This is a genomic window from Pseudomonas sp. JUb42, from assembly GCF_024807945.1.
Classification (GTDB): Bacteria; Pseudomonadota; Gammaproteobacteria; order Pseudomonadales; family Pseudomonadaceae; genus Aquipseudomonas.
In genome coordinates this window covers 20,807-45,951 of the sequence record NZ_JANUFD010000024.1, presented here as the reverse complement: position 1 = coordinate 45,951, position 25,145 = coordinate 20,807, and the positions used below count along the sequence as shown (strand labels likewise).

At 60.5% G+C, this 25,145-nt stretch carries 19 protein-coding genes; 9 read left to right on the top strand and 10 right to left on the bottom strand.

Annotated features, from left to right (window positions below):
• Positions 1 to 91: 91 nt before the first annotated feature.
• The 3 genes from M2401_RS32720 to M2401_RS32710 all read right to left on the bottom strand — a co-directional run bounded on the left by M2401_RS32720 (position 92) and on the right by M2401_RS32710 (position 2,367).
• The gene (locus M2401_RS32720) at positions 92 to 379 is read right to left on the bottom strand and encodes a hypothetical protein (protein WP_259110952.1); all 288 of its coding nucleotides are present in this window, start codon (positions 377 to 379) and stop codon (positions 92 to 94) included.
• A 122-nt stretch (positions 380 to 501) separates the two neighbouring features.
• A complete protein-coding gene (locus M2401_RS32715) occupies positions 502 to 1,398 on the bottom strand; it encodes a PA4780 family RIO1-like protein kinase (RefSeq protein WP_259110950.1) in 897 nt (298 codons plus the stop codon).
• 162 nt (positions 1,399 to 1,560) lie between these two features.
• Complete coding sequence (locus M2401_RS32710) at positions 1,561 to 2,367, bottom strand: helix-turn-helix transcriptional regulator (protein WP_259110949.1); 807 nt, start codon at positions 2,365 to 2,367, stop codon at positions 1,561 to 1,563.
• 86 nt (positions 2,368 to 2,453) lie between these two features.
• Between M2401_RS32710 and M2401_RS32705 the strand changes: the two genes are divergently transcribed.
• A complete protein-coding gene (locus tag M2401_RS32705) occupies positions 2,454 to 3,482 on the top strand; it encodes a bile acid:sodium symporter family protein (RefSeq protein WP_259110947.1) in 1,029 nt (342 codons plus the stop codon).
• 123 nt (positions 3,483 to 3,605) lie between these two features.
• Here M2401_RS32705 and pbpC read toward each other — a convergent pair whose 3' ends face one another.
• On the bottom strand, positions 3,606 to 5,897 hold the full coding sequence (gene pbpC / locus M2401_RS32700) for a peptidoglycan glycosyltransferase PbpC (RefSeq protein ID WP_259111010.1): 2,292 nt from the start codon (positions 5,895 to 5,897) through the stop codon (positions 3,606 to 3,608).
• Between the two features lie 227 nt (positions 5,898 to 6,124).
• On the opposite strand from pbpC, the gene M2401_RS32695 reads away from it, so the two are divergent.
• Positions 6,125 to 6,418: a hypothetical protein gene (locus M2401_RS32695; RefSeq protein ID WP_259110945.1), complete on the top strand. Its 294-nt coding sequence runs from the start codon at positions 6,125 to 6,127 to the stop codon at positions 6,416 to 6,418.
• A 155-nt stretch (positions 6,419 to 6,573) separates the two neighbouring features.
• Here the strand turns inward: M2401_RS32695 and M2401_RS32690 are convergent, their stop codons facing one another.
• On the bottom strand, positions 6,574 to 11,532 hold the full coding sequence (locus M2401_RS32690; RefSeq protein WP_259110944.1) for an alpha-2-macroglobulin: 4,959 nt from the start codon (positions 11,530 to 11,532) through the stop codon (positions 6,574 to 6,576).
• Positions 11,533 to 11,979: 447 nt separating this feature from the next.
• Between M2401_RS32690 and M2401_RS32685 the strand changes: the two genes are divergently transcribed.
• Together M2401_RS32685 and M2401_RS32680 are read left to right on the top strand one after the other, a co-directional pair.
• Positions 11,980 to 13,344, top strand: a complete 1,365-nt coding sequence (locus M2401_RS32685) for a hypothetical protein (protein WP_259110943.1) — start codon at positions 11,980 to 11,982, stop codon at positions 13,342 to 13,344.
• Positions 13,345 to 13,418: 74 nt separating this feature from the next.
• Entirely contained in the window at positions 13,419 to 14,759 is a 1,341-nt protein-coding gene (locus M2401_RS32680) for an MATE family efflux transporter (protein WP_259110941.1), read from the top strand.
• Between the two features lie 81 nt (positions 14,760 to 14,840).
• Here M2401_RS32680 and M2401_RS32675 read toward each other — a convergent pair whose 3' ends face one another.
• The 5 genes from M2401_RS32675 to M2401_RS32655 all read right to left on the bottom strand — a co-directional run bounded on the left by M2401_RS32675 (position 14,841) and on the right by M2401_RS32655 (position 20,647).
• Entirely contained in the window at positions 14,841 to 16,184 is a 1,344-nt protein-coding gene (locus M2401_RS32675; protein ID WP_259110939.1) for a contractile injection system protein, VgrG/Pvc8 family, read from the bottom strand.
• Positions 16,185 to 16,421: 237 nt separating this feature from the next.
• On the bottom strand, positions 16,422 to 18,335 hold the full coding sequence (gene speA / locus M2401_RS32670; protein ID WP_259110937.1) for an arginine decarboxylase: 1,914 nt from the start codon (positions 18,333 to 18,335) through the stop codon (positions 16,422 to 16,424).
• Positions 18,336 to 18,482: 147 nt separating this feature from the next.
• Complete coding sequence (locus tag M2401_RS32665) at positions 18,483 to 18,854, bottom strand: translation initiation factor Sui1 (RefSeq protein ID WP_259110935.1); 372 nt, start codon at positions 18,852 to 18,854, stop codon at positions 18,483 to 18,485.
• A 164-nt stretch (positions 18,855 to 19,018) separates the two neighbouring features.
• The gene (locus M2401_RS32660; protein WP_259110932.1) at positions 19,019 to 19,564 is read right to left on the bottom strand and encodes an NUDIX hydrolase; all 546 of its coding nucleotides are present in this window, start codon (positions 19,562 to 19,564) and stop codon (positions 19,019 to 19,021) included.
• A gap of 3 nt (positions 19,565 to 19,567) precedes the next feature.
• Positions 19,568 to 20,647 carry a DUF2333 family protein gene (locus M2401_RS32655; RefSeq protein WP_259110930.1) on the bottom strand — a complete coding sequence of 360 codons (1,080 nt, stop codon included), beginning with the start codon at positions 20,645 to 20,647 and terminating at the stop codon, positions 19,568 to 19,570.
• 509 nt (positions 20,648 to 21,156) lie between these two features.
• Between M2401_RS32655 and M2401_RS32650 the strand changes: the two genes are divergently transcribed.
• From M2401_RS32650 to accB, 5 genes are all read left to right on the top strand, one after another.
• Positions 21,157 to 21,399 (top strand): hypothetical protein, encoded by a 243-nt coding sequence (locus tag M2401_RS32650; RefSeq protein WP_259110927.1) that lies wholly within the window; start codon positions 21,157 to 21,159, stop codon positions 21,397 to 21,399.
• A complete protein-coding gene (locus M2401_RS32645) occupies positions 21,386 to 21,697 on the top strand; it encodes a DNA-binding transcriptional regulator (protein ID WP_259110925.1) in 312 nt (103 codons plus the stop codon). The genes M2401_RS32650 and M2401_RS32645 overlap by 14 nt, the downstream gene beginning before the upstream one ends.
• A 268-nt stretch (positions 21,698 to 21,965) precedes the next feature.
• Entirely contained in the window at positions 21,966 to 23,630 is a 1,665-nt protein-coding gene (locus M2401_RS32640) for a PleD family two-component system response regulator (protein ID WP_259110923.1), read from the top strand.
• A gap of 512 nt (positions 23,631 to 24,142) precedes the next feature.
• A complete protein-coding gene (gene aroQ, locus M2401_RS32635) occupies positions 24,143 to 24,595 on the top strand; it encodes a type II 3-dehydroquinate dehydratase (RefSeq protein ID WP_259110919.1) in 453 nt (150 codons plus the stop codon).
• A gap of 81 nt (positions 24,596 to 24,676) precedes the next feature.
• Positions 24,677 to 25,129: an acetyl-CoA carboxylase biotin carboxyl carrier protein gene (accB, locus tag M2401_RS32630; protein WP_259110917.1), complete on the top strand. Its 453-nt coding sequence runs from the start codon at positions 24,677 to 24,679 to the stop codon at positions 25,127 to 25,129.
• Positions 25,130 to 25,145: the final 16 nt, after the last annotated feature.

The following is a 25,145-nucleotide window of genomic DNA, read 5'->3' as shown; positions in this document are numbered from 1 at the left end:
GCTTGCCCGCGAAGGACTCGACGCTGATTACCGGCTATTGCGCGTTATTCCGTTCGCGGGCAAGCCTCGCTCCAACGATGGTGCGACATTCTTATTTACCATCACTGGAATTACTGGTGCCGGCACTCGAACCGCCCTTGGTCGATGGCCCGGTGCTGGTACTGCCATCAGTACCGCTATTGGTCATGCCTTTGGTGCCCGGTGTGGAAGTCTTGGGTGCGGGGGTCGAGCCGTCGGTGTTCTGGCCCATGCTCGAGCTGCCAGAACGCGGGCCATTGGTGTCTACCGGGTCGGTAGGGCCAGTGGAGTCGGCCGCATGAACACTGGCAGCAGCCAGCAGGCCAGCAAGGGTCAGGGCAGTCAGTTTGGTCTTGATCATGATGTGCATCCTCTTGATGGAGTCGATACACATTGGTCCGGACGCCTGCTCGAGAGGTGCCGCCAGACCGACGAACGGTCATCACGCCGATTAATGAAAACCCGGCGTGATGACGGCGAAGATCACTGCATCCAGGGCGGAGGCGGTTCTTCGGCCATTTTGTTGGCAGGCTCTTCGTCAGCAGCACGAGCGGCCTGACGGCGTTCTTCGTCGCGGCGCGCCGCTTCGATTTCCCGCAGTACGCCACCGACATCGGCAGTCTCTTCCGGATCATCGAACAGACCGGTCAGCACCGTCGTTGGCGAGAGCGTCCCGGCCTCGAAGAACGCCCACATTTCCTTGGCGTAACGCGTGGCTTTCAACTCCGGCGCAAAGCGGCCGAAATAAGACGCCATGTTGCCGACGTCACGCTCCAGCATGGTAAACGCGTGGTTGTTACCCGCCGCGTCCACTGCCTGGGGCAGGTCGATGATCACCGGCCCGCTCGGGGCCAGCAGCACGTTGAACTCGGACAAGTCACCGTGCACCAAACCGGCACACAGCATCAGCACAATCTGCTGGATCAGGAACGCGTGATATTCCCGCGCCTGATCCGGATCCAGCACCACATCGTTCAGACGCGGCGCGGCATCGCCGTCTTCATCGGCGATCATCTCCATGAGCAATACGCCTTCAAGGAAGTCGTACGGCTTGGGCACCCGCACACCGGCGCCGGCCAGGCGGAACAGCGCCGCGACCTCGGCGTTCTGCCAGGCATCTTCGGTCTCTTTACGACCAAATTTGGAACCCTTGGCCATGGCCCGGGCCTGCCGACTGTTACGGACCTTGCGGCCTTCCTGATACTCCGACGCCTGACGGAAACTACGTTTGTTCGCCTCCTTGTAAACCTTGGCGCACCGCAGCTCTTTACCGCAGCGCACCACATAAACAGCTGCCTCTTTACCGCTCATGAGCGGGCGCAGCACCTCGTCAACCAGACCGTCCTCGATCAGGGGTTCAATGCGTTTAGGAGTCTTCATCAGCTTTTATTGTGGGTCCTTCGTTGCCAAACACGCGATCGTTGCTCGTTATACGGCAATCCAATGCCAGCGAGTAGTGGTTGATTATCGATCAGCCCGGATTACGTCAGTAAAGTCACTGTAACAACCTGTAAAGCAGCTTTCGTGCCCATTCACGACACTTCATTGGCGAAACAACTCGCCGGGGGTATAGCCAAACAAGCCTTTGAAAGCGGCGATAAAGGCCGAGGTGGAATCGTAACCGCAGCTCAGCGCCGTGTTAGTGACGCTCTCGCCGTTTTCCAGTGCACCCAGCGACGACAGCAATCGCGCCCGCTGTCGCCAGCCCCGAAAGCTCAGACCGGTTTCGCGCTGAAAAAGTCGCATCAGGGTTTTTTCCGACATACCCAGGCGTTCGGCCCAGTCCTGCAGGTTGATGCGCATGCCGGGGCTTTCGATCAGCTCGTTGCACAGGCCGAGCAAGCGCACATGACGCGGCAGCGGCAGGGAGAAACCGACCTGGGGCAGGCGCGCCAGTTGATCGAGCAGCACCTGCACCAGTCGCGCTTCGTGGCTGTCGCCCAACGGATAATCGACCGGCAGCAGGCAGAAGGTCTTGATCAGCTCACGGGCCAGGGGCGTGACTTCCAGCACCTGACAGCCCGGCGCGGCCCAGGCGGCGTCTTCTTCGCGCACATACAGGCTGCGCATCTCCGCCTGCATTGATGTCACCACCTGGTGCTCCAGCCCCGGCGCAATCCACACGCCCCACTGCGGCGGCGCGAAAAAGCTGCCCTCGGCGGTGTGTACGCCCAGTACCCCACTGATCGCGTAGGAAAACTGCCCCCAATCGTGACGATGCGGCGGCGTCCACGAGCCGATCCCCAGGCTTTCGGCCCGGGCATACAGCGGGCGCGGCAGTTCGCTGAGGGCCGGAATCTGCCGCTCTGCGCCTGCACGCCGCAAGTCAGGTTGTCCGTTAGTCGGCATCGCTTGGCCTTATGTCGCAAGACGGAAATATTCAGACAGGTTAGCCTGTTGGCACCTTTCTTTACAAACAAGCACCCGGGCTTTCTATGCAAGCACTCAAACACCTCAAGCGCGTCGTCACAGACTGGTTCCTCTGCGGCATGCTGCTGGCAACCGTGCTGGCGTACTTCTTCCCCGGCTTCGGCGCCAGCGGCGGCGGCATGCATGCCGAATACGTGATCAATGGCGGGGTGTTCCTGGTGTTCTTCCTGCACGGGGTCAACCTGTCCAGCGAACAAATCAGCCACGGCCTGAAAAACTGGCGCCTGCACATCATGGTCCAGGGCTTCACTTTTGCAGTGTTCCCGCTGATCTGGCTGGCCTGCGACAAACTGTTCGGCAATCAGATTCCGGCGTTGCTGATGCTCGGCTTTTTCTACCTGTGCGCCCTGCCCTCGACCATTTCTTCGTCCGTGGCCTTGACCGGCAGCGCAGGCGGCAACGTGCCGGCGGCGATTCTCAATGCCAGCCTGTCCAGTGTCTTCGGGATTTTCATCACGCCATGGCTGTGCAGCCTGGTGGTAGGAACCGGCGCGGGCGGTATCGACCTGGGCTCAACCCTGCTCGACCTCTGCGGCATGTTGCTATTGCCCCTGGTGCTGGGCCAACTGCTGCGGCCGTGGCTGGGCAAGTTCTTCGCCCGGCACAAGCGCTACACCAATATCATCGACAAGGTAGTGATCCTGCTGCTGGTTTACGCGGCGTTCTGCAACTCCATGGTATCGGGCATGTGGCAGACCCAGGGCAATAGCGTGATCCTCACCGCGTTTATCGGCAGCGCGATCCTGCTCGCCGTGATCCTGTTCATGACCACCCGCACCGCCGGCGCCCTGCATTTCAATCATGCCGACAGCGTTGCCGCCGTGTTCTGCGCCAGCAAGAAATCCCTGGCAGCCGGGGCGCCCATGGCGGCGCTGATCTTCGGCAACAACCCGGGGCTGGGCCTGATCCTGCTGCCAATCATGATCTACCACCCGATGCAGTTGATCGTCTGCTCGGTGATGGCGGAAAACTACGCGGCGCGGCATAAGCGCCAGTTGTCCGAAGCTGCACTGGAAGAAGCGCGCGCGGCCTGATCGACGCAAACAGATTCATTGTGGGAGCGGATTCATCCGCGAAGAGGCCGGTACATTCGACGCATTTCTGTCGGCCGCAATCATCTTCGCGGATGAATCCCACCAAGGTGATCACCTCAGCAATCAATCGATCACGTTGAACTCCACCCGCGCCGTCTGCCCGCTTTCATCGAGCACGCTCAGTTGGTAGCGGCCCAGGCGGTTGAGCGTCGGGCTGAAGAAGTCCTGGTTGGCGGTATCGGCCATGGGGCTACCGTCTATAAACCACCAGCGCCGCCCGCTGCCACCCAAGGCGGATAACTTCAGGCGCAGGGCCTGGCGACTGCCCACCGGCAGGCGCAGGTTATCGCCATCACGCACGCCGACGATTACCAATGGCGCTGCCAGCCCCAATGCCTGTGGCGGGCAGTCAGGGTCGTTGGCGGGCAGGCGGGCATCGCGGCGTTCGCTACGCGGTAGCCAAGGCTCCAGCGCCGACGGCCACAGGGCAACGTCACGTAATTGTGCACCGGGGCAATCCGAGGCCACGCGCAGGCCCTTTTCATTGATCCAGACCTTCTCTTCAAGGCCCAGACCCAAGGGTTGTTCGGGCGGCATCAGGGTCGGCGGCGTAGTGCCGTCCAGGGTCCAGGCGAAGCGCTGACGGCGGCAGTTGGGGTCGGTCTTGCTCATGGTCTGGCCCAACGGCCAGCAGATCGCCGCGACACCGACGTTCATCGGCATCGGCTGGATCGGCGCGAGAATATTGCGCTGACTGTCGCGGTTCACCAGTACATCGTGAACCTGCATCATCAAAGGTGCCGCCGAGGCCAGGCCAAACTGCCCCGGCACCGGCGTGCCGTCCGGTCGACCGATCCATACGCCGACGATAAAGCGCGGCCCGACACCAATCGCCCAGGCATCGCGGAAGCCATAACTGGTGCCGGTCTTCCAGGCCAGTTGCGGGCGCTGTACCAGGTCGGCGTGGGTGTCCAGATCCGGGCGCGACTGACCGCTGAGAATCCGCCGAATGATCCACGCCGCGCCCGGCGACATCATCGGCCGGTCACGCAGGGGATCATCCGGTTGCAGGCGAATGTCGGCGCTGCGCCCACCACGGGCAAAGGCGCTGTAGCCGCCGACCAGATCTTCCAGACGACTGCCGCCGCCACCGAGGATCAACGCCAGGCTAGGCTGCGCCAACGGCGGCAGGGTCAGGGGTACGCCGCCATTGCGCATCTCACCGGCAAAGCGTTTCGGCCCATAGGCTTCCAGCAGTTGCACCGCAGGCAGGTTGAGCGACTGGGACAACGCCGCACTGGCCGCCACCGGCCCGCTGAAGCCCGCCGAGAAGTTGCCGGGGCGATAGTCGCCGAAACGCCGGGGCACGTCCTGCAACAGCGACTCGGAGTGGATCAGCCCGGCGTCCATGGCCTTGCCATAAAGGAATGGCTTGAGGGTCGAGCCGGGTGAACGCAGGGCGCTGACCATGTCGACATGGCCGAAGCGTTTGACGTCGTTGATATCCACCGAGCCAACATAGGCGCGCACCGCCATATTCTCTGCCTCGACCACCAGAATCGCCGCCGAGGTGCGTTCCGGCAGACGCGCGCGCCAGCCGAGGATCAGGTCTTCCATACGTCGCTGTAGCACCGCATCCAGGGTGGTGCGGATCAGGGTCGGACTGCGAGGCCGGTTCAGCCGTCGGGCCAGCAGCGGCGCCAGACTCGGCTCCTGACGCGGCGCCAGCAGCAACGGCTCCTCCAGGGCATCGTCGACCGCCTGTTGCGGCCACACGTTGAACTCGGCCAGACGCTTGAGCACCTTGTCCCGCGCCGCCTGGGCCAGCTTGGGGTGACGGTCGGGACGCAGGCGGCTCGGCGCCTGGGGCAATACCGCGAGCAACGCGGCTTCGGCACGGGTCATTTGCGCCGGGGATTTGCCCAGATACGCCCAACTGGCCGCCGCAACACCTTGCAGGGTGCCGCCAAACGGGGCGCGGTCGAGGTAGATGCCGAGAATCTCGTCCTTGGACAGATGCCACTCCAACTGCAGGGTGCGCCACAACTGGCGCAGCTTGCCGGGCAAGGTGCGGGCATGGGGGTCGAGCAGACGTGCGACCTGCATCGACAGGGTGCTGCCGCCGGAAACCACCCGCGCGCCGTGCATGTTCTGCCAGGTCGCCCGCAGCAGCGCCAGCGGGTTAACCCCCGGATGGCTGTAGAACCAGCGATCCTCGTAGGTCAGCAACGCTTCAAGATAATAGGGCGAGACCTGATCGCGGCTGACCGGATAGCGCCATACGCCATTGGCATCGGCAAAGCGCCATAACGGCGTGCCATCCTCAGCCAGCACCACTCGCGCCAGATCGTCCTTGGGCAGCGGCAGCGGCCAGATACGGTCGGCCAGCCACAACAGGGCAATCAGCAGCAACAGGCCGAGCAAGGCCCGACGCAGCAACAGCGTCAGGCCCTGGCGCCAGGTCTTCGGCTCAAGGCGCCGGCCCCATAAACGGCGGGCAAAACGACGCACCACCGGCAGCCCGCGCACAACAAATCCGCGAATCAAGACACAGAACCTCTATGCTCCACGGAACTCGTGATGGCACGTGATAGCCAAAGCCTGGAGACTCGCTTTTTCATGACACTGATCAGGACGCACATATGCAGGTAGAAGGCTTTTTCGAAGGGCTTGGCCAGGCCATCGGTGCGGTGATCCGCTTCGTGGTCGATGGGCTGGATTGGTTGTTCCACGGGTTCACCCATGCCGGCAGCAACTTTATCGAGGGCCTGTCCCGGACACTCGGCATGGACACCTCGCTGATCAGCATCGGCGCGCTGATCATCGGCCTGATTCTGCTCTATTCGGCCATCCGCGCGTTCATGCGCGCTTCGATCATCATGGGCATCATCTGGCTGGCGCTGGGGTTGTGGGTCATGAGTTGGGTGGTGCATTGATACTGTAGATAAACGACTGTGGGAGCGAGGCTTGCCCGCGAAGAGGATTTGTCCGACGCAAAAGATGTATCGGATGTACCGACCTCTTCGCGGGCAAGCCTCGCTCCAACAAATCAATCGACCCCACATCTTGTGGGATCGATCATCGCTTCAGACTACTTAGCCTTGACCACCAACTGCGGCGGCGTCGCACCCAGTGCCTGCCAGTTCGGCCGGTACATGGACTCAACCTGCGGTGGCGGTACGCGGTAGACGCCCGGCGTCACGGCACGGGCCAGGTAGACCAGGTTCACCGTGGTGCTGCCGTTCAAGTCCAGCGCCGCGACATAACGGTCGCCACGGTATTCCTGGTGCTTGATGTTGGCGTTCTCCATCGACTCGCGCCAGTTCTTCACCGACTCGCTGGCGTCTTCCAGACTGGCCGAACTCTGCGCCAGGTTCTGGTTTTCCAGCTCAAGACCGGCCGGCAGCAGGTCAACCACCAAGGCATCCGGCACCCGCTCCTTGGCGCGAATCGCGGTATGGATCAGCACCAACTGACCGCTCTTCAGCGCATTGAGATTCAGCGGCTGGCCATCGACGCTCAGGTACTCGCGGCTGATTTCCAGGTTCTCGCCGCCAGGCGCTGGCGCCTGCATTGGATAGCCGGAAATGGTCATCTGCTGATAGAGCGTGTCGCTGCCCTGATTCTGCAGGGTCATCGGCGCCGCCAGGCTGTCGCCGTCGAGCTTGACCGCTGTCTGATTGTTGCTCAGATCGAAGCTCTGCGCGCCGCTGACCAGTTTCGCCGCCCAGGCCTTCTCAGGCTTGTTCAGCAAGTCACGACCGGCGAGGAACAGCGCGTTGCTTTCCTGAGTGGAGAGATAACGGTTGGCCGCCACCTCGTCCGCCAGGGCAAACAGACGGTCATCGCGCTTGTCGGCGGCCAGGTTATTTTCGTTGAGCAGGGCCAGGATCAGCGCCTGATCACGCAGGGAGCTGCCGTAGTCGGCCAGCCACTCACCGGATTTGCGCTGTACGGCAAGCCCTGCCAGCAGCGCCTGATCGGCACGCGGCTTGTCACCCATCTTGTCCAGAGCAATCGACAGCTGCACCAGCGGCAGGCCGGAGCGTGCGTCGGTACGACGGTCGAACAGGCTGCGCAGGGCACCCAGAGGCGCCTGTTGGCTACGCGACAGGACCAGCGCGGCGTAGGCCTGCACGGCGAAACGGCTGTGCTCGACATTGCGGCTGTAGTTGATCTGCACCTGATTGGCGTCCTGCAGGTAACGCAGCAGACGCTCGTTGGCTTTCTTCAGGGAGTCCGGCGGCACGGCGTAACCCTGATCACGGGCACGCATGAGGAAGTCGGTGACGTAAGCCGTCAGCCAGTATTCCTCTTCGCTGTCAGAACCCCACAGGCCGAAGCTGCCATTGCTGCGCTGCATGCCCAGCAGGCGTTCGATGCCCAGCTCGACCTTGCGCTTGCGCTCGTTATCCGGCTCACCTTTGATGCCCAGACGCTTAAGGGTCGCGGCATCGGCATACAGGGACGGATACAGACCACTGGCGGTCTGCTCCAGGCAACCATACGGATAGGCTTTCAGCGCGCGGATCTGCTCGCCCAGGTTCAGTGGCGGACGGCTGGAAACCGAGAACATCGCCTCGCGACCAGCCGGTTCGAACACATCCAGGGCACCGTCAGGCAGGCTCCAGACATCATCCTTGAGCGCAGCGCGGTAGTGCCTGAGCATCGCCGGATACGCCGGACGCACGCCGATTTTCCATTCGCGGTTGAACGGCGGCAGCGTCTCGCCCGGTAGTACCAGGCCTTCCACCAGCACCTTGACCGATCCCTGGCCGAAACCGCCCAGGGCCTGCACCGGCACCTTCAAGGTGGTGCGCTGGCCTTTGTTCAGTTGCACGACGCGGGACTGGTTGCCGTTGGGAATAGCCAACTGGCCTTCGGCGCTGACGCTCACCACGAGTTTCTGCGCCTTGTCCGTCAGATTCGACAGGTCCAGGGCGACGGAGGTCTGGTCGCCACCAGCGAGGAAGCGCGGTGCCGACAGCTCGGCCACGATTGGCGCGGCGATCACGGTCTTGCCTTCGGCCACGCCGAAGTGATCACCGGTCCAGGCCTGGGCCATGATCCGCACTTCACCGTTGAAGTCCGGAATGTCCACGCTGACTTCGCCTTCACCCTGCTCGTTGAGGGTCACCGGCAAGGCCTGCTGAGCAACGATGGTCACGCTGGTGTCGGGCTTCTTGCCGCCCTTGGCCAGCGCAGCGTCACCACCGAAAGCCAGGGTCGCGATGCGGTTGCGACCGGCTTCGATCAGTTGACCGTAGACGTCCAGTTGGTCGACGCCGTATTCCTTGCGGCCGAACATGGCGTTGAACGGGTCCGGGGTCGGATAGCTGGTGATATTGAGAATGCCCACGTCCACGGCCGACACCAATATATGCACGTCTTTCGGGATGCTGCCATCGGCGTTCTTCGCCGCCACCTTGATTTTCAGCGGCTGCTTGGGACGCATTTTTTCAGGTGCAGTAACGCTCACGGCCAGTTTGCGCTGCTCGCGATCCAGCGGCAGGTGCAGCAGGCCCACGGCGCGTTTCGGCGTAACGTTGGCTTTGCGCTCGCCCGGACGAATCACCAGGGCGCTGACGTAGAGGTCATGACGGGCCCACTTCTTGTCCAGAGGGATATCGTAGGTCTTGCCTTCGGCAGGCACGTCGATTTCCTGCCACCACAGCGGGCCTTCGCTCGACTCGATCAGCAGGTAACCCTTGCCCGCGGCAGGCGGGGTGACGGTGACCTTGGCAGTGTCGCCATCGGCATAAGACTTCTTGTCCAGTGCCAGCTTGACCTGATCGGGACGCACGGCGCCGCCGTCGGTGTTGTCCTGCCAGCGGTAGCCGGCCCAGAAGCGCAGGCTGCTGACCAGACCGGTCTGCGGGTCTTCCACTTCGACGCGGTATGGGCCCCACTCGACCGGGAAGCTGACCTTGACGGTGGAGTCTTTCTTGATCGAAACGGTTTGTTCGTCGAGGTTCAGGTACTTCTCGTTGTAGTGATAGCTCCAGCCATCGCTCTCCGAGTAGTTCCAGTAGTAGTCGCGACGCTCACGTACCAGGCGCACCTTGACGTTGTCGGCGGCCAGCTTGTTACCGGCGGCGTCAGCCACCAGCACTTCGAACTCGGCAGGGCCGTCGCCATCGGTCTGGGCTTCGCCCTTGGCCGAACCGGAGTAATCGTCGTCATCGTCGGCGCTCTTGCCGAACAGCGGACGAAGGCCCGGCAGTTGCTCGGCCGGCCACACCGGTTGCACCACACGACGGGTGACCGGACGGCCACCGGACTCTTGCAGGCTGGCTTGCAGGATCAGTTGCAGCGGCGACTTGGCCTTGCCCCAGGTGCTTTCCAGGGACAGTTCCAGCTCACCGTTGGCATCCAGAGTGCTAGCGTCGATCTCCAGGTCCTGCTTCAGATCTTCCTCGGTGATCGAACCGAACTGATAGCCCGGCAGGCTGGCCACCGCTTCACGCAGCGGACGCAGGTACAACTGACCGGTCAGGGTGTTGCCCGAAGCAGGAGCACCATAGAGGTAACGACCCTTGATTTCGAATACCGGAGAATCAGCAGGTGCTACCGGGGTATCGCTGCCTTTGATATCCAGAGCCATGCGCTCAGGGAGGAAGTCCTCGACCTTGAACTCATAGATCTGCGGCTTGCCGTCACCCAGGTCAAACACCAACTGCCAGCGGCCGGTCGGCGACTCCTCGGCCAGTTGCAGCTGATACTGATAGAAACCGGACTTGTCGGCTTCCCAGACGAACTTGCGGCTGACCTGATCATCCGGGCGGCGCACTTCGACGGTGATTGGCTGTGGCTTCACATCGCGGCCATCGTTGTCACGCAGCAGGCCGTTGAGCAGCACGGTTTCGCCAGGGCGATAGAGATCGCGCGGGCCGAAGATAAAGAACTGCAGAGGATGGGATTGCGGGCCAGTGATATCGAATTCGGCCAGGTCCAGCGCCGAACCGTCGAGGCGCTGCATGGTGGTCTGGTCACCGGTATGCGCCAGAATCAGCGCGGTATTGGCAACCACTGGCAGTTGCGCGTGACCGGTGCTGTCGGTCTTGGCCTGGCCGACCACGGCACCGGCATTGTTGTACAGATCGACGTCAACGCCGCTCATGGCCTTGCCGCCTTCCAACGCCTGGGTGAAGACGTCCAGGCGATTGGCATAGCGGTGCACCGACATACCGATATCACTGAGGGTGAACAGGGTCGCCGGGTAGGTATAGGTATAACCACCGGCCACGCGCATCACCGCCAGGTAAACGCCCGGCTCTTGCAGGGGCTTGATCCCACCGATGGGCAGCAGCACGGTTTCGCGGGTGTTGCGCGCAGGCTTGAGGTCGAAGCGGCCGCTGTAGACCAACTCGGCCATGGTCAGCAGGTCTTCGGAGGCGTAGCTGGAAATGCTCGACGAGCCTTCCCACTGATTGAGGAAAGCTGGCAGCTCGTCCGACTTGATGCGGAAGAACTCGACTTCAACCTTGTCGACGTTCAGCGCAATCACCGGCAGGCCCTCGGCCAGACGGGTCGGCAGCAGGCTGCCACGGCTGGCAAAGCCTACCGTGGCTTGCAGGTCCTTGGTTTCCAGGCGGCTGATGTACTCGGCGGCCAGCTTGGACTTGTTCACCGAGACCAACCCGGCATCAACGGTCAGTACCAGTTTGCGCTGGGGCTCCAGATGGCGCAGACGCAGTTCCATTAGGTTATCCGACAGCTCCCAGGCACCGTCGACCTTGCCGTCCTTGCTGTCCACTAGATGCAGCTTCTCGGCGAACTTCTGCTCCGGATCCAGAGGCGCGGAGAAACTCACCGACAGGGTGCTGGCGCCGTCGACCTGAATCTCCGAGACATCGATCACGCTCAACTCGCGGCCCGCATAACGCTTGGCCAGCGCGGGCAGATCGACCGCAGGCTTGGGTTTGCTCGCCGTAGCGACCGTTGCCTGAGTGTTCGGCGTCGCTGCAGCAGCGGGTTTATCGGGGGTGGAGGAATCGCAGGCACTGAGCAGCGCAAGCGCGCAAGCCAGAAACAATCCTTTGTTGAACATGGGGCACTCAATTGGCAACGGTTTAGGGAGGGTGCTGACTATATAGCAGTCATTGGCCCACATGGCAGGGACCGCGTGATAGGACAGCGGGAATGAGACTTTGTTCTCAGGCCGAATGATGGCTTTTTGCCTGCTCTCTCAACCCCTCAAACGCTTGCGGGAGCAGATTTTTATAGCCTTTTAAAGGCTGCGTCGGGTGCTGCGAATCATCGCTCACTATATTGACTTTTGAGTTGTAAATCATGCTGTATCGACATTGACCGGCGCTTCAAAAGCTTAACTTTATACCGTTTACCAATAACCTCTATCGCGAATCGCAATATAATATCTCAACTTATTGTTTTTACAACCAAAAGATAGCGCCCCTCTTGTCTGCTGCTTTTGACCCGTAGCTTTATACCAACTACCATCAACTTCCCAGCAACAAAAATAAAGCCAGTGAGCATCATGAAAAAAAATAAATACCCCGAAAACCAAACAACTAACTCAACCCCCGAACCAGACCCAAGTTTCGGCACCGGAGGTATAGTATATATACCCAGCCCGATGAAACCACCGTTAATGCTTGACGCCCTCTACGTGGTAGCAGCCCCGAACACAAGCATAAACCAACTTATATATGTTGTCTGTTGGAACGCAAGTTTAGACGCACTTTTCTATCTCGTCCGCTTGTTAGAGAACGGTGAAATTGACAGAAGCTTTGGCGACAATGGGTACGCCACCATTCCCACGATTCTCACAACTCCGGCACGACTGAGAGAATTGATCTTTTTCAGTGGCAGTGGCGCCATAACCGGCATTTCAGAAATACTTTTCACTAATAGTTGGTGGGTGCCAGGCGCGACCCGCTTCAAACCCTCAGGTTCGCTCGATAGGAGTTTTTCATTTAGTGGCTATAGACATTTCCCGCCACCTTGGCTGCTCAAATCAGACAAAGCAACGACCAATAACGAAAAAGCTGACGTTGACAATACACCATGGCTTAACTTCAGAGTGCTTGTAGAAGCCAATATCACACCGCAATTGAATATCCAGCCGAATGGGAAAATGTTGTTCCTTGCCCGTTATAGACAGTACCCTAACGGCTACGGGGCAGGCGTTTACCAGGCCAGGATCCACTTGGACGGCATGCCCGACGAAACGTTTGGTCAAAACGGCTTTGTTAAAATCGAAGACCCGGCGGATCCAGACTTCTTAATAGATGCTCGAATTTACGATATTGATAGACGTGGAGGAATGGTGGTTTTCGCTGATCGTCGTGATACCGGCATAGTGCTCAGGTATGACGCCGAAGGAAGCCTTGATCAAAGCTTTGGTAACGGCGGAATTGTAGTGATAGATGACTCGGTTCTGGGTGGCAGAGCCATCGCTATAAAAGCGGTGGACGATGGGGCGATACTCATTGTCTTCCAATTTGATGGTTTGAAAGAAGATCCTCCCTATCCCTATTTCTATCCCGCTGTCATAAAACTCCTGCGCGATGGCCGCCGTGACCCCACCTTCAATAACGGTGATCCACTAAAGTTAGATGATATTGCCCCCGATGCCAGACTTATGGCCGTCGGCATGACTCTGGATGCTGGAAACCGAATCATGCTATCGGGCTATGTAGACGATGGACCAATGAATAACCGTGGCTTTTTGGCAAGACTTCTGCCCAATGGAACACGCGATGCTGACTTCGGTGTCAATGGACTCGCCATTCGCCAGGACATGCTCCGTTTTTCCCCTGCCTCTATCCAGAATGGTACAAAGATACTGTTGACCACAGGGTTGCCAGGCGACCAATCAGTCGCGAGATTTATCGCCTGACCCGTTTTTCACCAGGGGCTGCTGTGATCGGCGAGGCACACGGCTACAATGCCCGCCTTTCAAGGGGCCCCCACTTGTCCAACCTGCTCAACGACTGGCAGCACCGCCTCACCCACCACCGGGTCTGGGCACTGGCTGCGCCGATGATTCTGTCGAATATCTCCGTGCCGCTGGTGGCACTGGTCGACAGCAGTGTCATCGGCCACCTGCCCCATGCCCATCAGCTCGGCGCCGTGGCGGTGGGTTCGACGCTGTATACCTTCCTGGCCTGGGCCATGGGTTTTCTGCGCATGGGCACCACCGGCTTTGCTGCCCAGGCGGCTGGGCGCAGTGATGGCGCGGCGTTGCGGCAGATACTGGTGCAGGGCTTGTTGCTATCGCTGTTGCTGGCGTTCTTCCTGGCAGTGATTGCCCTGCCCTTCAGCCATCTGGCGTTGGCGATGATGCAGCCTTCGGCGGATCTCAATCAGCTGACTCAGGACTTCTTCCATACCCGGCTGTTCGGCCTGCCCGCGACCCTGGCCAGCTATGCGCTGGTGGGCTGGTTCCTGGGTTTGCAGAATGCCCGGGCGCCGTTGGCGATTCTGCTGGCGACCAACCTGAGCAATATCGTCCTCAACCTGTGGTTCGTGCTCGGCCTGGATTGGGGCGTGGTCGGCGCGGCACGCGCCTCGGTGCTGGCCGAATGGTTCGGGGCGCTATTGGGCCTGGCGCTGACCCGCAAGGGCTTGCTGGCCTACCCCGGTCAGGTTTGCTGGGCGGCGTTGCAACGCTGGAGCAACTGGCGACCGCTGCTGACGGTCAATCGCGATATCTTCATTCGCAGCCTGGCCCTGCAATCGGTGTTCTTCCTGATCACCGTACAGGGCGCGCGATTGGGCGATGCGACGGTGGCGGCCAATGCCCTGCTACTCAACGGCCTGCTGCTGACCGCCCACGCCCTCGACGGTCTGGCCCACGCCGTGGAAGCCCTGTGCGGCCACGCCATCGGCGCGCGAGACCGCACAGCCCTGCGCCGCGCCCTCACAGTAGCCGGGGGTTGGTCACTGATCTGCAGCGTTGCCTTTGCTCTGTTGTTCCTGTTTGCCGGGCACGGGTTTATCGCCATGCAGAGCGATATTGTCGAGGTGCGCGCGATTGCCTTCGAATACCTGCCGTATCTGGCAGCACTGCCATTGGTAGCGGTCTGGAGCTACCTGCTCGATGGCCTGTTCATCGGTGCCACCCGCGCCCGGGAAATGCGCAATGCCATGCTGCTTAGCGTGCTGCTGATCGCGCCGGTGGCGTGGCTAGCCCAAGGCATGGGCAATCACGCGCTGTGGCTGAGTTTCATGCTGTTCATGGTGTTGCGCAGTGTCAGCCTGGGGGTGATTGCTTGGCGGTTGAATCGCAGTGGCGGATGGTTTTCGAATTGAATAGGCAATTTTCGCTGTCCGCACTGGCTGGCTCCCGGCTGAAGCCGGTCCTACAGAGCACCGTGTTTTCCGTAGGAGCGGCTAGCCGCGCGGCGACTTATCGCGCTCGTACGCAAGATCCAGTCGGGGCGCAGCCAACCTCAGGGATCGGCGATCCAGCTCCACAGTGCTGCCGCCCACGCGAAATAGCAGCTGGCAGCCCTCTTCGAAACTGACTTTCAGGTCGTCATTGACCTGCAGGCAGCGCTTGTCACCAAGCAGCCGCTGCGAATCCAGCCAGACTTCAAGGCCCTCACCCGCCTCAATCGGCGCAGGCAATTGAGCAACCGGCACGGACATTGGCCCAGTCGGCATACAACCGGTAATCAAAGGCCGGTCCGCGTCCCCTTCAAGAAAGCTCACCACCACGAGCGCACCCACGCGCCACGGCTCTCGCCCTTGCAGATGCTCCGCCACCGGCAGCCAGCATTCATGGCCCTGGCTGGCCCACTCGAATTGCACCCGCACCCGCCCGTCAGGGTCGGCGACTGCATCCACCACCCGCGCCCGCTGCATATCCAGCAGCCGTTCCGGACGCGGCGCCTCATGGGTGCGAAAGCCGACTTCCCAAGGCGCTGCCTGCCACTGATTGCGATAGTGGCTAGAACCCTGATGATGCACCTCGGTTACCAGCCATAAATGATTCCACGCCTGCTGCGGGTGCCCGGTCAGGGGCAGCAACTGCCCCGCCCCGAGGAACGGTAGAGTGCTTTCGCCTTGCGCAACTTGCTGCATGCGCGAACCCGGGGTTTGGGCCTGCTCATGGCTGACGGCAAAACGCCGCACACCGTCGACGCTTGGCAAACTCTGGAACGGCGCTTCGGGCGCCCGGCGAAAGCTGCGCAGGCCATCCCCGAACACAAGTACGTGGTCCCGCCGCGAATGGCGGAAATGATAGTGAATGCCCTCTTCGGCACACAGCCGCTGAAGCAACTGCAGATCGGTTTCACGGTACTGCGCGCAGTAGCGACGTGGCTGGCATTCAGTCTTGAGGTCGAAGCGATAATGGTCTTTGCGAATGCCATGCTCCAGCAACAGGCGGCGGATGATCTCCAGCGCCGTGCAGTCCTGGAAAACGCGTTGATTATGCCGCTGCGCCAGACACGCCATGCGCGGGCCGAGGGTCAGGCGATAACAGGCAGGGCCTGGCAGAAAATGACGGCGCTCGACACCTTGAACCTGCCCGTGGAAACCGCCCTTGCCGTTGCCGAATGCCAGGTAGGCCACCTGGTACATCAGGCCGCGCATATCCAGTGAGTTATCACGACATGTAACGTCCACTTCAAAGACAAAGGGCTGGCTGATCGCTTCGAAGCCGGTGAATGAATGCACAGTGAATGCAACAGGTGCGCGCAGGATGCGCAGTTTGAAGGCAGGAGTAGGCATGACAGGTTCCTCTGACGGGCCGGAAATTCTGGCCGAGAAACCTGGGGGAGTAGAGGGGGGAAAAGCAGATTCGGAAGTTGCCTACGCAGGAATAGGCAAAACTTGTAGGACAGCTAAAGAAAGAGCCTTTGTGGGAGCGGATTCATCCGCGAAGAGGGCGGTACATTCGATAGATTTTCATCATATGAAATACCACCTTCGCAGATAAATCCGCTCCCACAGGGTCTTGAGGCGCCTTTAAGAGGACAGGTACGAAGACCGCGTCAGGCCCAAGCGCAAGGCATCGAGGAAATACGTGCGCTCGCGGGCGGTGATCTTGGCGCTGGCGACCTTGTCGCGGTAGTGAGTCATCAACTCCTCCGGCGACAAGTGCACGTAGCGCAGCATGTCTTCGATGGTGTCGTGGGTCTCGATACCGGCGTGGTACACGCTACCGTCCGGGTTCTGGTAGATGTTCACCGAGTCGGTATCGCCGAACAGGTTGTGCATGTCGCCGAGAATTTCCTGATAGGCGCCGACCAGGAAGATCCCCAGCAGGTAGTCCTCGCCGTCTTTGAGGGCATGCACCGGCATGCTGGTCTCGATGCTCTGCTCGTCGACGTATTGCTTGATCTTGCCGTCGGAGTCGCAGGTCAGGTCTTGCAGCACGGCGCGGCGCACCGGCTCTTCGTCCAGGCGATGCAGCGGAATGATCGGCAGGACCTGGCCGATGGCCCAGGTGTCCGGCAGGCTCTGGAATACCGAGAAGTTGCAGATGTACTTGTCGGCGAGCTTGTCGTTGAGTTCGTCCAGTACCTGGCGATGGGAGCGCTGGCGTGCCTTCAGCGAGTTGTGCAGGCGACGGCACACGGCGAAGTAGCACTGCTCGCCCAGGGCTTTCTGCGCCAGGCTGATCTTGCCTTCGGAGTACTGGGTAGCGATGTCGCTCATGTAGTGCGTGGCGCGCCAGTAGGTCTCGGTAACCATTTCGATATCGGTCGGGCCGAGCAGGTCCACCAGCCATTGTACGGTTTCCGGCAGGCTTTCCTTGTCGTCGATCACCGGCACTTCGTCGTTGTGACGCTCGACGTCAGTGACCTGCACCACCAGCATGGCGTGGTGCGCGGTCAGGGAGCGACCGCTTTCCGAGAAGATATTCGGATGCGGCAGGCCCTGGGCGTCGCAGAACTCCTTGAGCATGCCGACCACGACACCGGCGTAATCGTCCATGTCGTAGTTGATCGAGCTGGCGTTGCGCGAGTGAGTGCCGTCGTAGTCGACCCCCAGGCCGCCGCCAACGTCGATGTGATCCACAGGCAAGCCGAGGTTGCGCAGCTCGCCGTAATAACGAATTGCCTCGCGGAAACCGTGCTGGTAGTCCGCCAGGTTGGCGATCTGCGAGCCCATGTGGAAGTGCAGCAGGCGAATGCCCTGGTCCAGACCAGCCTTGCGGAAGCGCTCGACCACGGACAGCAGTTGCGCCGCCGACAGGCCGAACTTGGACTTCTCACCACCGGTGTCGGCCCACTTGCTTGAGGCCAGGGAGGACAGGCGCACGCGCAGGCCAATCTGCGGCGCGACCTTGAGTTCGGCGGCTTCCTCGATAACCAGCTCAACTTCGGATTCTTTCTCGATCACGATAAAGACGTTGTGACCCAGCTTCTGGCCCATCAGCGCCAGGCGGATGAACTCGCGGTCCTTGTAACCGTTGCAGACGATGGTGCCGCCCTTGGGCGCCAGGGCCAGCACGGCCATCAGCTCGGGCTTGGAACCGGCTTCCAGGCCGATGGAAACGTCTTGGGTGGCGATGATGTTCTCGATCACCGCTTCCTGCTGGTTAACCTTGATCGGATACAGCGCGGTGTATTTGCTCTGGTATTCCAGGCGCGCGATGTTGCTGTCGAAGGCACCGGTCAGTTGGCGGACGCGGTCCTGCAGGATATCGGGGAAACGAACCAACAGCGGCAAGGACAAGCCGCTCTTGCGCAGGTTTTCCACTTGCGCGTAGAGGTCGATGGGCTTGCTGTTCGGCCCGTTGGGGCGGACTTCAACCCGACCGGCGTCGCTGATTGCAAAATAACCGGCGCCCCAATGACGAATCCCATAAACACTGCGGCTGTCCGCAGCTGTCCATTGACTGCCATCGTCTTTGCGTGTGCGTCGTACGGACATCGAAGTCCCCTATAAAGAAGTCAGATAGCCCCAGCCGTGAGCGGGCTGGGCGCAGTGTAAAGAGTGCAAATGACGGTTTGGTGCCAGAACCCTGTGGTCAGTAGACCCAAGGGATAGCACAGAGTTTGCGCAAAATCCCGCAAGCGCTCAGCCGCCGGACTTTTTCGCCTTGAACCCCTGCTTGACCAGCTCAACCAGCAGCAACTCGACATGATCGCCCTGAATCTCGATCACCCCGTCCTTGAGCGAACCACCGGTGCCGCAGCGCTGCTTGAGCGTCTTGGCCAGGTCCTTGAGCCCGTCTTCGGGTAAAGGCACGCCGCTAATGGTCGTTACGGTCTTGCCGCCACGGCCCTTGCTCTCACGGCGTACGCGGGCGATGCCATCCCCTTCGGGAATCAGGCTTTGCTTGCAGGTGCAGGCGTCGACGGGCTGACGACAGTCAGGGCAATGCCTGCCTGCGTCGGTGGAAAACACCAGACCGCCCAGGGCGGCAAAGGATGCGGCTTTCTTGGCCACGGGAAATCCTCTTGTTGAGGACTGAAGATTGGCCGGTGAACACCGACCGCGAAGCCCCACTCAGGCAGGGGCAGCGCAACTGGGCCGGCGAACCGGCCCAGCGTGAAAAGGCCGCGCAGTGTAACGGCAAATTTCCCTGTTGCTAAGCGTCAAATTGCGCCAAATCAATCAACTTTTGCGACTTGCGCCAAATAACGCTTCAGGGCAGCCAGGGAGTCCGGGCAATAGGGCATTTCGTGGGTCTGGCGCAGCACCTCGGCAACAGGCAGAAAGTGTGCTTCGAGCACCTCTTCCGGCTGGAGGACCAGCGGCCCGTCCCAGACGGCGGAAAACACCGCGCACCACAGGCGATTGCCCGGCTGATCGAAGAAGAACCGCTCATGGTCGGACAACCGCACGCCGCTGACACCCAGTTCTTCTTCCAACTCCCGGGTCGCTGACTCGGCATAGCTCTCATCGGCCTGAACCATGCCGCCCGCCGCCACATCCCAGTAGCCAGGGTAAATGGCCTTGCTCAGGGTGCGCCGATGTACACACAACTCGCCCGCCGAGTTGAACAGCAGGATATAGGTGCCACGCCCGATCAGGCCCTGCTCGCGCAGGTCCGAACGGCGCATGGCGCCCAGTAGCTGGTCCTGCTCGTCGGCCCAGGCGATCTGTTCGGCATCGGAAGCCGCGCGGTGCGCGACTTCATTGGAGGAAATGGACATCCATCAGCCCTGGGAAAGTAATTGACGCAGGTCGATGATCGCCGCGTTGGCCCGGGAAATGTAGTTGGCCATGACCAGCGAGTGGTTGGCCAGCACGCCAAAGGCGCCGCCGTTGAGCACCATCGGGCTCCACATCGGCTCCTGGGACGCTTCCAGTTCACGAATGATCTGGCGCACACTGACCGTGGCGTTCTTCTTCGCCAAGACATCGGCGAAATCCACTTCGATGGCGCGCAGCAGGTGAGACAAGGCCCAGGCCTGGCCGCGGGCTTCGTAGAACACGTTATCGATCTGCAACCACGGCGTCTCGACGATTTCTTCGTCAACCTGCGGCACTTCGCCCGGTTTGACGCTGACCAGGGTCTCGGTTTTAAGAGTGCTGTTGAGCTTGACCCGACCGACACTGGCCGACAGCCGTTGCGACAGCGAACCCAGGCGCGTACCAACGTCACCCAACCAGTTGTTCAGGTTGTCGGCGCGGGCGTAGAACAGGGCGTTCTTCTGATCCGGAGCGGACAGGCGCGCCTGATAGCGGCTAAGCGCGGCGATGCCTTCGCGATACTGAGACTCGCTGGAGGGCAGGATCCAGCTCTTGTTGTCGAAGTTGAACAACGGCTCGGCCCGGGCCAGATCGCTGTCTTCAGCCGACTGCGACTGGGAGCGGGCGAAGTCTTTGCGCAGGGCACGGCTCAGGTCACGGACCTGGACCAGCACGCCGTACTCCCAGCTTGGGATGTTATCGAGCCACAGGCCAGGCGGCATGCGGTCGTTGGACAGGTAGCCGCCGGGCTTGTCGAGCAGGGTCTGGGCGACGGTCTTGAGGGTTTCGATGGTGGTAAAGCCGATCACCATCTGCCGGCCCTGACGCTCGGCGGCGGCCTGGGCGTTCTGCTGAACCGGGAACAACGCAGGCTCCTGGCTCCAGTACCAACCGACGGCGATGGTCACCAGCAGATAGATGCCGACCAGAGTCCCCACGGCGCGACTGAAAAACAGACCACCGAAGTAGCCGCGTTCCTTGACCGGTGCGGTAGCAGCCGCAGGTTCACTTGCGCTGCCCGCGCGGTTCTTCCAATCCAGCATGGCGTTGTCCTTTCAATCCCGGAGTGTGAGTCGGTTGGACCGCAACCTTACAGCAAGGTGCCTTGTACAGGCACGCGGTGCGCGAGGTTTTGTTCCCCAAGTGTCGCCCTTGGGACCGTGAAAGCCGTGGGAGCTGCCCTGATGGCGATCAAATGCGCAGCGCTCGCAACTATCAGGTCATCGTCAGCAAGCCGGCCACAGGATTGCATTCCAACTCAGCGAATGGGGTACATAAGGCACCCCACAAAAGAATCAGAAAAGCCCTACAACCTCGCGCATTGACCCCAATCGCCCCCGCTTTGACTATTGCAACCCCATGCAAATACATCAACCGACCATGACTTTCATGACGCAAGGTAGCGATTTCCCGCCAACACACCGTTTTCCCTGTCATCACTGCTTGCCGCATATACGTCAGAGACGTAGAATTCAATGTTGACGATTATTGAATCCCCTTTGTTCACAAAGCTCTGGCCGGACTATGGACAGAAGAAGAACGTGGCGCCTTCATGACGTTCCTAGCTAACGACCCTGATGCCGGATCGGTTGTTCCTGGCTCAGGAGGTTGCCGCAAAGTCCGCTGGAACATGGATGGACGAGGTAAAAGCGGCTCAGTACGAGTCGTCTATACCGCCCAGCTAGCCAGTGGTGTACTGCTCGCACTACTGATTTACGGTAAAGGGGCGACCGAAAATATACCCGCGCATATCCTGCGCAAAATCGCCAAGGAATTTAATCATGCCCCTGACTGAAAAAGAGCTCATGGAGCGCGACTCCAAACGCAATATCGGCGAAGAGCTACTGGCGGCGATCCAGGAAGTGAAAGCAGGGCGCTACGGCGATGTTCGCCAGGTGAAAGCGACCGAAGCCGCTGAAGCGCGCAGCAAGACCGGATTGTCACAGCCTCGATTTGCTGAGCTATTGGGCGTGTCGGTACGTACGCTTCAGGAATGGGAGCAAGGCCGCCGCTCACCGTCGGGTGCCGCCCGCTCGCTACTGCATATCGCCGCCACTCGCCCTGATGTCTTCCGGGATGTGCTGGCGGGATAAATTGCGGACCCGCAGAACCACTTGGTGACGATCGAGTGCAAGTGCTCGCAAGCGCCAATGAGTCAAGGGACGACATATCTGCCGCCCGTCGGCCAGATACGCCGATGACGCCATTACTCCCCGTAAATCGGCCTTACAGTCATTAAAACGCAACAAAAGACGGGAACTTGTTGCCAATTATTTGACTTACGGCACTCTTGATTCGAAGCGGAGGTGGTAGCATAGAGCCAGCACTCGTCCTCAGCGAAAAATAACAGTAGTCAGGATAATGGCCGAACCAGAAGACCCCAGCCGTGATCGTCTCAAGCACCATTTTGCCCAACGCGTTATCCATCAAGCCCGCCAGATTCTGGAGGTGTGGCAGCGTTTGCAGCAATTTGAATGGTCGGTCGCGGAGTTGGAAGAGTTGAAGGAGTCGACCCAACGCCTGCTGCGTTTCGCCGAACGTTTCGAGCAGGTCGAGCATGCCGACCTGGCACGCCTGCTGACCGGCGCCCTGGAAACCGTGGAAGCCAATCGCGGTCGCCTGAGCAGCGCCTCGATCACCGAGCTCAACCGTCTGATGCAGCGCCTGTCGCGCACCGGCCTGCGTCAGGGTGACCGCCTCGACCAGATGGCCCTGCCACCGCTGCGCAAGCCTATCTATATAGTGCTGCACGACAGCGAGCGCGCCGAACGCCTGGCTAAACAGTTGGAGTTCTTCGGCTTGCAGGCCATGTCGCTGGCCGATACCGAAGCCTTTAATGCGGCCATGATCGAGCGCCATCCGGCCGCTATCGTCATGGATGTGGATTTCGCCGGTCCAGGCGAAGGCCTGAAAATCGCCGCCCAGGTCCAGGCCAGCCTGGAGCAGAAACTGCCCCTGCTTTTCTTCAGCCAACAGGAAACCGACACGCCGACTCGCCTGGCAGCTGTGCGCGCGGGCGGCGAGGAATTCCTCACCGGTACCCTGGAAGCCTCGAGTCTGCTGGAGAAACTCGAAGTGCTGATTCGCGTGGCGCAGTACGAGCCTTATAAAGTGCTGGTCATCGACGACTCCCGTGCCCAGGCGACCCACACCGAACGCTTGCTCAACAGCGCCGGGATCGTCACCCGCGTGCTGCTCGACCCGATCCAGGCCATGGCCGAGCTGGCCGATTTCCAGCCGGACCTGATTATCCTCGACATGTACATGCCCGGCTGCACCGGCACGGAACTGGCCAAGGTGATTCGCCACAACGACCGTTATGTCAGCGTACCGATCATTTACCTGTCCGCCGAGGACGATCTGGACAAGCAACTGGATGCCATGAGCGAAGGCGGCGACGACTTCCTGACCAAGCCGATCCAGCCGCGTCACTTGATCACCACCGTGCGCAATCGCGCCGGGCGTGCGCGCAACCTCAAGGCGCGGATGATCCGCGACAGCCTCACCGGGCTGTATAACCACACCCATATCCTGCAACTGCTGGAGGACTGCTGCCTGCGAAGCCGCCGCGAGAGCAAGCAGCTGTGTTTCGCGATGCTGGATATCGACCACTTCAAGAAGGTCAACGACAGCCACGGCCACCCCATGGGTGACCGGGTGATCAAGAGCCTGGCGCTGTTTCTCAAGCAACGCCTGCGCAAGAGCGACTTCATCGGCCGTTACGGTGGTGAGGAGTTCGCTATCGTCATGCCCGACACCGACCTGCTCAACGCCCACCACGTACTCGACGAAATCCGCCGGCGCTTTGCCGAGATCCACTACCCGGCAGAACCGGCCGATCTGTTCTGCACCTTCAGTGCCGGGGTGGTCGAACTGGGCGACAGTGATGACAGCCTGAGCCTGGCCGCCATGGCCGATAACGCCCTTTACCGCGCCAAGCACGCCGGGCGTAACCAGGTGCACTCCAACCGCGACAGCAAGCCGGGGACCAGTTACATGATTGTGTTGCCGGAGACGACGGCCTAGACCCGCATTGAAAAGAATAGCGCTGTGGGAGCGAATGCGGTGCCGACGAAATCTGTGGGAGCGCATTCATTCGCGAAAGTGGCATTCCCAGCGCTGAAAAATGCGTTGAGCGTACTGCCCCCTTCGCGGATGAATCCGCTCCCACAATGACGGTGGTCGGCATCAAGGTCTTACTACGACAGATCTCCATACATCACCCACGGCCTGGCCCTGACCGAAGCACCACCGAACAGCGCACCCTGTTCGACCAATACCAATTGTCCGGCCCTCCCGCGTCAGTGTTCTACAGTAAGAACGGCATCGAACCGGCTTCTCACCCCATCGTCGGCGAAATCGACGGCGCGGGCCTTGCCGGGCGGCTGATTAGAGCAAATGACCAAATTTAGTGCCTGAGTCACAAATTTTGCGTGAATATCGGTCATCGTGCTGGCTACTGTTGTTAACTGGACAGTCCGTCGACCTTGCGGCATAGTCGCCGCACTGTGGCTCACAGAAACAACAAGGTATACATGATGGCGACTCTCCTGGTTCTTCACGGACCCAACCTGAACCTGCTTGGCACCCGCGAACCCGGCATCTATGGCGCGATCACCCTGCCCCAGATCAACCTGGATCTGGAGCGCCGCGCCCGTGAAGCCGGTCACCATCTAATGTATCTGCAAAGCAATGCCGAATACGAATTGATCGACCGGATCCACGCGGCACGCGATGAAGGTGTGGATTTCATCATCATCAATCCGGCTGCTTTTACGCACACCAGCGTTGCAATACGTGACGCGCTGCTGGGAGTGAGCATCCCATTCATCGAAGTGCACCTGTCGAACGTGCACAAACGCGAACCTTTCCGCCATCACTCCTACTTTTCCGATGTTGCTGTCGGAGTGATCTGCGGCCTTGGCGCTAGCGGTTACCGACTGGCCCTGGAGGCCGCCCTGGAACAATTGGCCGTCAGTACCCAACCATGACCGGCGCAGCCTGAAGCTGAGCCCCATGGCCCTGACCGGCTGTCGATATGCCCCTGACCGACCCTTGGGAGTTGAGAATTAATGGATATCCGTAAAGTCAAGAAACTGATCGAACTGCTGGAAGAGTCCGGTATCGACGAATTGGAAATCCGTGAAGGTGAAGAATCCGTACGGATCAGCCGTCACAGCAAGACCCCAGCACAGCAGTACTACGCTCCGGCGCCAGTCGCCGCACCGGTTGCCGCGCCAGTCGCCGCCGCCCCGGCCGCCGAAGCTCCGGCCGCTGCGCCGAAGCACAATGGCACCGTGATCAAATCGCCGATGGTCGGCACCTTCTACCGCACCCCGGCGCCTGGTTCGCCAGCGTTCGTCGAAGTCGGCAAGACCGTGAAGAAAGGCGACACCATCTGCATCGTTGAAGCGATGAAAATGATGAACCACATCGAAGCCGAAGTCGGCGGTGTGATCGAATCCATCCTGGTAGAAAACGGTCAGCCGGTTGAGTATGACCAGCCGCTGTTCACCATCGTTTGAACCGGGGAGAGCCTGC

Coding starts and splice junctions, on each gene's coding strand:
- M2401_RS32720 (WP_259110952.1), bottom strand. CDS start 379: ATGATCAAGACCAAACTGACTGCCCTGACCCTTGCTGGCCTGCTGGCT.
- M2401_RS32715 (WP_259110950.1), bottom strand. CDS start 1,398: ATGAAGACTCCTAAACGCATTGAACCCCTGATCGAGGACGGTCTGGTT.
- M2401_RS32710 (WP_259110949.1), bottom strand. CDS start 2,367: ATGCCGACTAACGGACAACCTGACTTGCGGCGTGCAGGCGCAGAGCGG.
- M2401_RS32705 (WP_259110947.1), top strand. CDS start 2,454: ATGCAAGCACTCAAACACCTCAAGCGCGTCGTCACAGACTGGTTCCTC.
- M2401_RS32695 (WP_259110945.1), top strand. CDS start 6,125: ATGCAGGTAGAAGGCTTTTTCGAAGGGCTTGGCCAGGCCATCGGTGCG.
- M2401_RS32690 (WP_259110944.1), bottom strand. CDS start 11,532: ATGTTCAACAAAGGATTGTTTCTGGCTTGCGCGCTTGCGCTGCTCAGT.
- M2401_RS32685 (WP_259110943.1), top strand. CDS start 11,980: ATGAAAAAAAATAAATACCCCGAAAACCAAACAACTAACTCAACCCCC.
- M2401_RS32675 (WP_259110939.1), bottom strand. CDS start 16,184: ATGCCTACTCCTGCCTTCAAACTGCGCATCCTGCGCGCACCTGTTGCA.
- speA (WP_259110937.1), bottom strand. CDS start 18,335: ATGTCCGTACGACGCACACGCAAAGACGATGGCAGTCAATGGACAGCT.
- M2401_RS32660 (WP_259110932.1), bottom strand. CDS start 19,564: ATGTCCATTTCCTCCAATGAAGTCGCGCACCGCGCGGCTTCCGATGCC.
- M2401_RS32655 (WP_259110930.1), bottom strand. CDS start 20,647: ATGCTGGATTGGAAGAACCGCGCGGGCAGCGCAAGTGAACCTGCGGCT.
- M2401_RS32650 (WP_259110927.1), top strand. CDS start 21,157: ATGACGTTCCTAGCTAACGACCCTGATGCCGGATCGGTTGTTCCTGGC.
- M2401_RS32645 (WP_259110925.1), top strand. CDS start 21,386: ATGCCCCTGACTGAAAAAGAGCTCATGGAGCGCGACTCCAAACGCAAT.
- M2401_RS32640 (WP_259110923.1), top strand. CDS start 21,966: ATGGCCGAACCAGAAGACCCCAGCCGTGATCGTCTCAAGCACCATTTT.
- aroQ (WP_259110919.1), top strand. CDS start 24,143: ATGGCGACTCTCCTGGTTCTTCACGGACCCAACCTGAACCTGCTTGGC.
- accB (WP_259110917.1), top strand. CDS start 24,677: ATGGATATCCGTAAAGTCAAGAAACTGATCGAACTGCTGGAAGAGTCC.